Here is a 7,813-nt window from a genome sequence, read left to right as displayed (position 1 = left end):
CCGCCGGTTGTCCCCTGGTTGTTGTCCGGGCGGACCGAACAAGCACTGCGGGACCAGGCAGCCCGCCTGCTCACCCACCTGCAGAACTCCCCCACCCACTCCGACCTGGACATCGCCCACTCACTGGCAACCTCACGCACCGCCCACGAACACCGCGCCGCCCTCACGGACACCGACCGCCACGCCGGACTGCACGCACTCATCACCGGCACCACCCACCCCCACGTCATACGCGGAACACAAACCGAAGGCCGCACCGCCTTCCTCTTCACCGGCCAAGGCTCCCAATACCCCGGCATGGGAATGGACCTCTACACCACATTCCCCACCTTCGCACAAGCCTTCGACGACATCGCCGCACACCTCGACCCCCTCCTCGACCAGCCACTGCACGAAACCATCACCACAGGCAAAAACCTCGACAACACGGGACACACCCAACCCGCCCTCTTCGCCATCGAAGTAGCACTCTTCCGCCTCCTCGAATCACTCGGCACACGCCCCGACTTCATGGCCGGACACTCCATCGGCGAAATCGCCGCAGCCCACACCGCCGGCATCCTCACCCTCCCGGACGCCGCCACCCTCGTCGCCGCACGAGCCACACTCATGCAACAGCTCCCACCCGACGGAGCCATGCACGCCATACAAACCACCGAAGCCGAAATCACCACCCTCCTGAGCGGTGGAAGGTTCCCCCGGGTAGCCGTCGCCGCGGTCAACTCACCGGTCTCCGTGGTCGTCTCGGGTGACACTGAAGCGGTCGACGCGCTGGCGGAGGAGTTGCGGCGGCGGGGACGGAAGACGAAGCGGCTCACCGTCAGCCACGCGTTCCACTCCCCGCACATGGACGGGGTGCTGGAGGACTTTCGGCGGGTGGCCGGTCAGCTGACCTTCCACGCGCCCCTCATTCCCGTGGTGTCCACCCGGACGGGTCGGGTGGCGACCGGCGACGACCTGCGGACTCCGGAGTACTGGGCCGGCCAGCTCCGCGGCACGGTCCGCTTCTCCGACGCGGCCAGAACCCTCGCCGAGCAGGGTGTGGTGAACTTCGTCGAACTGGGTCCCGACGGTGTGCTCGCGGCTCTCGCCCACTCGACCGTCGGGACGGGGACGGTGGTGCCGCTACTCCGCCGAGGCCGGCCGGAGGCGGAGTCGATGATCACCGGCCTCGGTCGGCTCCACTCCCAGGGGGTGCCGGTGAGCTGGCCGGCGTTCTTCGAGGGCACCGGCGCCCGGCGCGTCCCCCTGCCCACGTACGCCTTCCAGCACGAACGGTACTGGGTCGACACCTCGAAGGACACCGGCGATCCGGGACGGGCCGGCCTGCGATCCAGCGGTCATCCGCTGCTGGGGAACGTCATCGGCGTCGCCGGCGCGGACGAGCTTCTGTTCACCAACCGGATCTCGCCGGGTACCCATCCCTGGCTGGCCGGTCACGTCCACGACGGCTCGGTGGTTCTGCCCGCGTCCGCATACGTGGAACTCGCGGTGCGGGCCGGCGACGAGGTCGGATGCGCGGTGCTTGACGAACTGTCGACGACCGCGCCGCTGGTGATTCCCGATCACGCGAAGCTCCAGATCCAGGTCCGTGTGGCGGCACCGGACGCGGGCCGTCGGGCGGTGACCGTCCATGCGCGGCCCGACGATCCCGACGTGCCCTGGACACTGCACGCGCGCGGTCTCCTGAGCCCCGGAAGTCGCTCGGGCGCGGCCGGACTCACGGAGTGGCCTCCCTCGGACACCGAGGCGCTGGACCCCGCCGAGGTGTACGAACGACTCGCGCGTACGGGTGCGCGGTACGGCTCCGCGGCCCAGGTGCTCAAGGCCGCGTGGCGGCGGGGTGACGAGGTGTTCGCCGAACTCGCCCTGGACGAGGAGACAGCGACGGAGGCCGCGGACCATCTCCTGCACCCCTCGCTGCTCGACGGGGCCGTCCACGCGGTGCTGCCCGCCGTCCTCCACGACCTGCCCGCCGGGACGGCCCGGATCGTGTCGGCGTACCGGGGCGTACGGCTGTACGCGAGCGGCGCCCCCGCGGTGAGGGTCAAGCTGACCCTCGACGGTGATCACATCCGGACGGTCCTGCTGGCCGACCGGACCGGAGCGCCGGTCGCCTCGCTCGACTCCGTGGAGACCCGGTCGGTCGAGGTCGGCGAGGTCGGAAGCGCGGCGGCTCGGATCGGTGACAGCCTCTTCCACGTGGACTGGACGCCCTTGTCGCCACCGGCGCTCCCCACCGAAGCCGTGCGATGGGGCGTCTGGGACGGGACGGGGGCTGCCGGCCCGGAGACCGACCAGGTGAGGACGATCGCGGAGGCCATGGCCTCCGGGGACCGGGTCGACGCGGTACTGGTTCACGACACACCGCGGGTCGGCGACGACCTCGCGGTGGCGGCCCACGACGCCACGCGCCGCATCCTGAGTCTCGTCCAGGCCTGGCTCGCGGAGGACCGGCTTGCCGACACCCCCCTCGTCGTGGTCACCCGGGGAGCCATGTGCGTCCGTGACGGGGAACTCCCCGATCCGAGTGCGGCCGCGGTCTGGGGTCTGCTGCGCTCGGTGCAGTCGGAGACTCCCGGCCGGATCGTCCTCGTCGACGCCGACACCGGAGTCGCCGGCACCGTGCCGGACCAGCTCCTCGCCCTGGGCGAGCCTCAGCTCGCCGTCCGAGCGGGACAGATTCTCGTACCCCGCCTCCGACGCGACGAGGACACCGCCGACCCGCTGCCCGCAGCGCGGTGGGACAGGTCGGGAACCGTGCTCGTCACCGGCGGTACGGGTTCGCTCGGCGCCCTCTTCGCCCGCCATCTGGTGCGCGAACACGGCGTGCGGAGCCTCCTGTTGACGAGTCGTCGTGGCCAGGACGCGCAAGGGGCCTCCGAGTTGGCGGCCGAACTGAGGGACCTCGGCGCGACGGTACGCATCGCCGCCTGCGACGTCGCGGACCGGGCGGAGCTGGCCGCGCTCTTGGCCGGTATACCTGCGCAGCATCCCCTGACCGGAGTGGTCCACGCGGCCGGCGTCCTGGACGACGGTCTGGTCGGCGGCCAGACGTCTGAACGGCTGGCCGCCGTATTGCGCCCGAAGGTGGACGCCGCCTGGCATCTGCACGACCTGACCCGCGACGCGGACCTCTCGGCGTTCGTACTGTTCTCCTCGATCGCCGGACTGCTGGGCGGCCCCGGCCAGTCCACCTACGCCGCGGCGAACTCCTTCCTGGACGGCCTGGCACAGCGCCGAGCCGCCTCGGGACTCACCGCGACGTCGCTTGCCTGGGGCCTGTGGTCACAGGACGGCGGACTCTCGGGAGGACTGGACGAGACAGACCTCAAACGCATCGCACGCAGCGGTTTCCGTCCCGTCACGGCCGACTCGGGGCCCGCACTGCTCGACCTGGCACTCCGCCGGGGCCGACCGGCTTCGGTGGCGTCGCCGCTGGACATCGCGGCCGTACGGGAACAGGAGCTGGTACCGCCCCTGCTGAGGGGTCTCGCCCACAACGCGGGGCGCCGCAAGGTCCATGGGACGGGGGCCTCGGCCGAGCCACTCGCCGCACGACTCGCCGGGCTGCCCCACGCGGAGCAGCGCCAACTGCTCAACGAGGCCGTCCTGGCCGAGATCTCGCGCGTACTCGGCCACGCGGACGCCACGCGCGTCGACGAGGAGCGGCCCTTCCAGGCCATGGGATTCGACTCCCTGACCAGTGTGGAACTTCGCAACCGGCTCAACACGCTCGTCGGTCTGCGGCTGCCCGCCACTCTGGTGTTCGACCACCCGACCCCGGCGGCCCTGGTCGCCCACGTGGGGGGCGAGCTGCTCGGGGGGCAGCCCGACAGCGAGTACGGGCAGCGTGACATCTTCGACCTCGATTCCGAGATCCGCCTGGCCGAGGACATCCACCCGGCGGCCGAAGTGGTTCCTGTCACCGCCGATCCGCGGCACGTCCTGCTGACCGGTGGGAGCGGGTTCCTGGGCGCCTTCCTCCTGCGTGACCTTCTCCGGACCACCGACGCCGTCGTCCACTGCCTGGTCCGTGGTGGTGACGCGGACGAGGCGTTCGCCCGGCTGCGGAAGAACATGGAGCAGTACGGCATAGGGGACGCACTCGACCCCGAACGCGTTTCGGTGGTCGTGGGCGATCTGGCGCTGCCGCGCCTGGGGCTCTCCGAGGAGGACTTCGACCGCCTCGCCGAGACGGTCGACGTCGTCTACCACAACGGAGCGCAGGTCCACTGGCTGCATCCCTACGCGACCCTGAGGAACGCCAACGTACTGGGGACCGAGGAAGTCCTGCGTCTGGCAGCGCGCCATCGCACCGTGCCGGTCCACTACGTCTCGACCGTCGGCGTATTCGCCGGCGCGGCGGTGGCGGGCGTCCCACTGAAGGTGAGCGACCCGACGGGTCCCGGCGAGAAGCTGCCCAGCGGCTACCTCCAGAGCAAGTGGGTCGCGGAACAGCTCATCGGTATCGCCCGGGACAGGGGCCTTCCCGTGTCCGTCTACCGGGTCGATGTCATCTCCGGCGACCAGGACAACGGCGCGTGCCAGACCCGGGACTTCGTATGGCTGAGCATGAAGGGCCTGCTGGAGGCGGGCGCGGTGCCCGCGGGAGTCGGGGGGCGGTTCCACCTGCTGCCGGTGGACTACGTGAGTGCGGCGATCCTCCGCATCTCCGGTCGGCAGGAGGCCGGCGGCGGGACGTTCCACCTGTTCAACCCGAGCGCGGTGACCTTGCGGGAGTGTGTTGGCCGGCTCCGTTCGCTCGGCTACACGCTGGAGGAGGTGGACTGGGACACCTGGCGTGAGCGGGTGCATCAGGACCGGGGCAACGCCATCATTCCGCTGCTCCACGCCTTCGAGATGATGACGGGGGACACGGACGCCTTCTATCCCCCGATGGACACCACACAGACCGAGGCGGCCCTGGAGGGCAGCGGAATCACGTGCCCCCCGGTGACCGAGGAACTGTTCGCCAAGTACGTCGGCTACTTCGTGCGGACGGGACACTTCCCGGCCGCCGCGGCCGTCCTGTCCTGACACGCGCGAGGAGTCCGCCTCTTGGACCGGCGGACTCCTCGCGCGCCGGAGCGGCGCCGCCCCATGGTCGCCGGCCAACGCACCGACCCCCGGGACGATCCCGGGGTCGGTGCGTATTTCACAACGAGCCCCCCTATAAAGAGCGTCCTACTGGTAATCTCAGAAGGATGAAAAAGACTCCCTTGAACGACGCGGAGCGGCCGGCGGTCGACGCGGAGCCCGTTCTTACGCGCGAGCGCATCGTGCGGGCCGCCTCACGACTCATGCAACGTCAGGGTTACGACGGGACCGGGGTCAAGCAGATCTCGCAGGAGGCACGGGCGACTCTCGGCTCTGTGTACCACTTCTTCCCCGGCGGGAAAATGGAGATCGCTGTCGCCGCGATCCACCACGGTGACCAGGAGTTCTCCGAGGAGCTGCGCGTCGTACTGGACAGCGAACCCGACCCCGCGCGAGCCGTCGCGAGCTTCACCCACCATCTGGCCGAGAGTCTGCGTGCTTCCGACTGGATCGACGGCTGCCCCATCACCACGACAGCACTCGGCGCCGTGGGCCGCCTGCCCAAGATCCAGGAAGCCGCCGCCGATGCCTTCACCCGCTGGCGTGAAATCGTGCGCGTCAAACTCCTGGAGAGCGGGATCGGCGAGACAGAAGCCCACGAGCTCGCTCACACCGTCATCAGCACCCTTGAGGGTGCTGAACTCGCCGCCCAGGTCAGCCAGGACAGCGAACCGCTCGACCTCGCCGGCCGGCACCTCGCCCAATTGATCACCAGTTACCAGTGATCGGTTCTCTCCCCCGCGTGCCCGCGATCCCTTCCTGACCGGCGCGTCGCGCGACGTCGCCCGGCCGGAACGTCCCCCACCTGGGCGGACTTCTTCCGCGCGACGCCCTGGCCATGACCTGCCGCGTTCCGGCGACGAGCAGGAGCCGGACGCTCCCCTTCCCCTCAAAGGTGAGGCGTAAACCCTACGATTACCCGTCGGTGACCAGCTTTCGGCACCGCGCCGCTAACTTTCCGTGGACCAGAACGAGCCACTCATCTCCCGGTGGGAGTGGCCTTCAGCGACCAACGGAAAAGGTGCACCGATGAGTTCCCGACCACCCGTCACACATCAGTCCCCACCCGCGGGGCTCGGACGTCGTTCGCTGCTCAAAGCCCTGGGCGGGACCGCCTTGGCCGGGGGGGCGGTCGCCGCGGCCGCTCCGGCCGCGGCATCGGTCCGCGCGGACAACGTCGTTGCCGACGTGATAGTCATCGGCGCGGGATACGCGGGCGGTACGGCTGCCCGCGAGCTGAGCGCCCAGGGGCTCAACGTCGCGGTGGTGGAGGCGCGGGACCGCATCGGCGGCAGAATCTGGACGGACACGTTCGCCGGCAAGCGCATTGAACTCGGCGGCGGCTGGCTGAGCCCCGATCACCATCTGGTGGCCGCCGAGTTCAGTAGGTACGGCCTGACGAACGCCGCAGACGTCATACCCACCACGTCGGTCATGCCGGGCGCCAACGGCGGCTTCGACCGGCTCCTTCCGCAGGACGCCAACGCCCACCTCGGAGAGCTGTTCGATCAGTTCTTCGCCGGGTCGGAGACCTACTTCGAGCGGCCCAACGACCCGCGCTACCGCAGCGACCTCCTGGCTCAGTTGGATCTGCTTTCCTTCACCGACCGAATCAACCAGCTCGGGCTCTCCGACGTGGACGCGACCTGGCTCCACGGCTACTTCGCGGCCTACACGGGCGGTGACAACACCAGTCGTGCGATGACCTCGATGGCGCAGTGGTGGGCGCTCGGCGGGTGGAACATCGAGGGCTGGGAGAAGCAGACCGCGTTCAAGCCGACCGCGGGCATGACCAAGCTGCTCCAGAAGATGCTGGACGCGTCGCCGAGGGCCAAGGTGTACCTCAATTCGCCGGTCACCGCGGTCACCAGCACGTCGAGCGGTGTCCAGGTACGGGTCGGCTCCAATCGGCTCTTCACCGGCAGGGCCGCCGTGTTGGCGACTCCCGTCAACACCTGGAAGAAGATCAGCTTCAACCCCGGACTGCCGGCCGTACACGCCGCCGCGACCAGCGAAGGCGTGGGCGTCGGACTCGCGACGAAGCTGTGGATCCACCTCGCCGGGGACGTCGAAGCCGTGTACGCCATGGGTACCAAGTCGTCCGCCCTGCCCCTGATGATCCCTCAGGAAGCACTCTCCGGTGGAGGGCGGCTCATGATCGGCTTCGCTGGATCCTCCCTCAACGTCTCGGACGCGACAGCCGTCCAGAAGGCCGTCCGCGAGTACATACCCGGTGCCACCGTCGTCGGGTACCGGGCCCACGAGTGGGGCCGCGACCCGTACGCGCTCGGGGGATGGGGCCTGCGCCGTCCCGGGCAGCTGTTGAGGCAGCTGCCCGGGATTCAGCAGCCCCATGGCCGCATCGCCTTCGCGGGGGGCGACATCGCGTCCGGATGGAACGGCGCCTTCGTCGAAGGCGCCGTCGAGACGGGACTCCGGGCCGCGCAGCAGGTAGCCGCTCTCATCAACTGACCCTCCCTGTCGCGTGATCCGGTGTGTGGTGCCGACTCGACAGGCGTCGACGCAACCGGGCAGGACGGGTCGGGCGGACCCGTCCTGGCGTTACGGCGACGTTGCCGATTCCACTGTATAGAACATTCTAGTGAGAACCGTGGGGCGTGGAGAAGATGGCGTGAAACGCCATCTCCGCCCCGGCCTCTCCGAAGGAGCGGCGCGCCGCACCGCCGCCGGACCGCGTGGAACGCCGTCCGGC

General features: G+C 69.7%; 3 protein-coding genes. All 3 read left to right on the top strand.

What is annotated here, in order from left to right; all coding sequences use genetic code 11:
* Nucleotides 1-21 precede the first annotated feature (21 nt).
* The 3 genes from GT042_RS30760 (at nucleotide 22) to GT042_RS30750 (ending at nucleotide 7,572) form a co-directional block, all read left to right on the top strand.
* Nucleotides 22-5,040, top strand: a complete 5,019-nt coding sequence (locus tag GT042_RS30760; protein ID WP_237531362.1) for a thioester reductase domain-containing protein — start codon at nucleotides 22-24, stop codon at nucleotides 5,038-5,040.
* A gap of 167 nt (nucleotides 5,041-5,207) precedes the next feature.
* Nucleotides 5,208-5,825, top strand: coding sequence for a TetR/AcrR family transcriptional regulator (locus GT042_RS30755; RefSeq protein ID WP_161311966.1), 618 nt, complete (start codon nucleotides 5,208-5,210; stop codon nucleotides 5,823-5,825).
* Between the two features lie 304 nt (nucleotides 5,826-6,129).
* Nucleotides 6,130-7,572: an NAD(P)/FAD-dependent oxidoreductase gene (locus GT042_RS30750; protein WP_161311965.1), complete on the top strand. Its 1,443-nt coding sequence runs from the start codon at nucleotides 6,130-6,132 to the stop codon at nucleotides 7,570-7,572.
* Nucleotides 7,573-7,813 lie beyond the last annotated feature (241 nt).

The organism is Streptomyces sp. SID3212 (assembly GCF_009865405.1).
Taxonomy (GTDB): Bacteria; Actinomycetota; Actinomycetes; order Streptomycetales; family Streptomycetaceae; genus Streptomyces.
The sequence above is the reverse complement of the archived record's forward strand: the minus strand, read 5'-3'. Positions and strand labels throughout refer to the sequence as shown.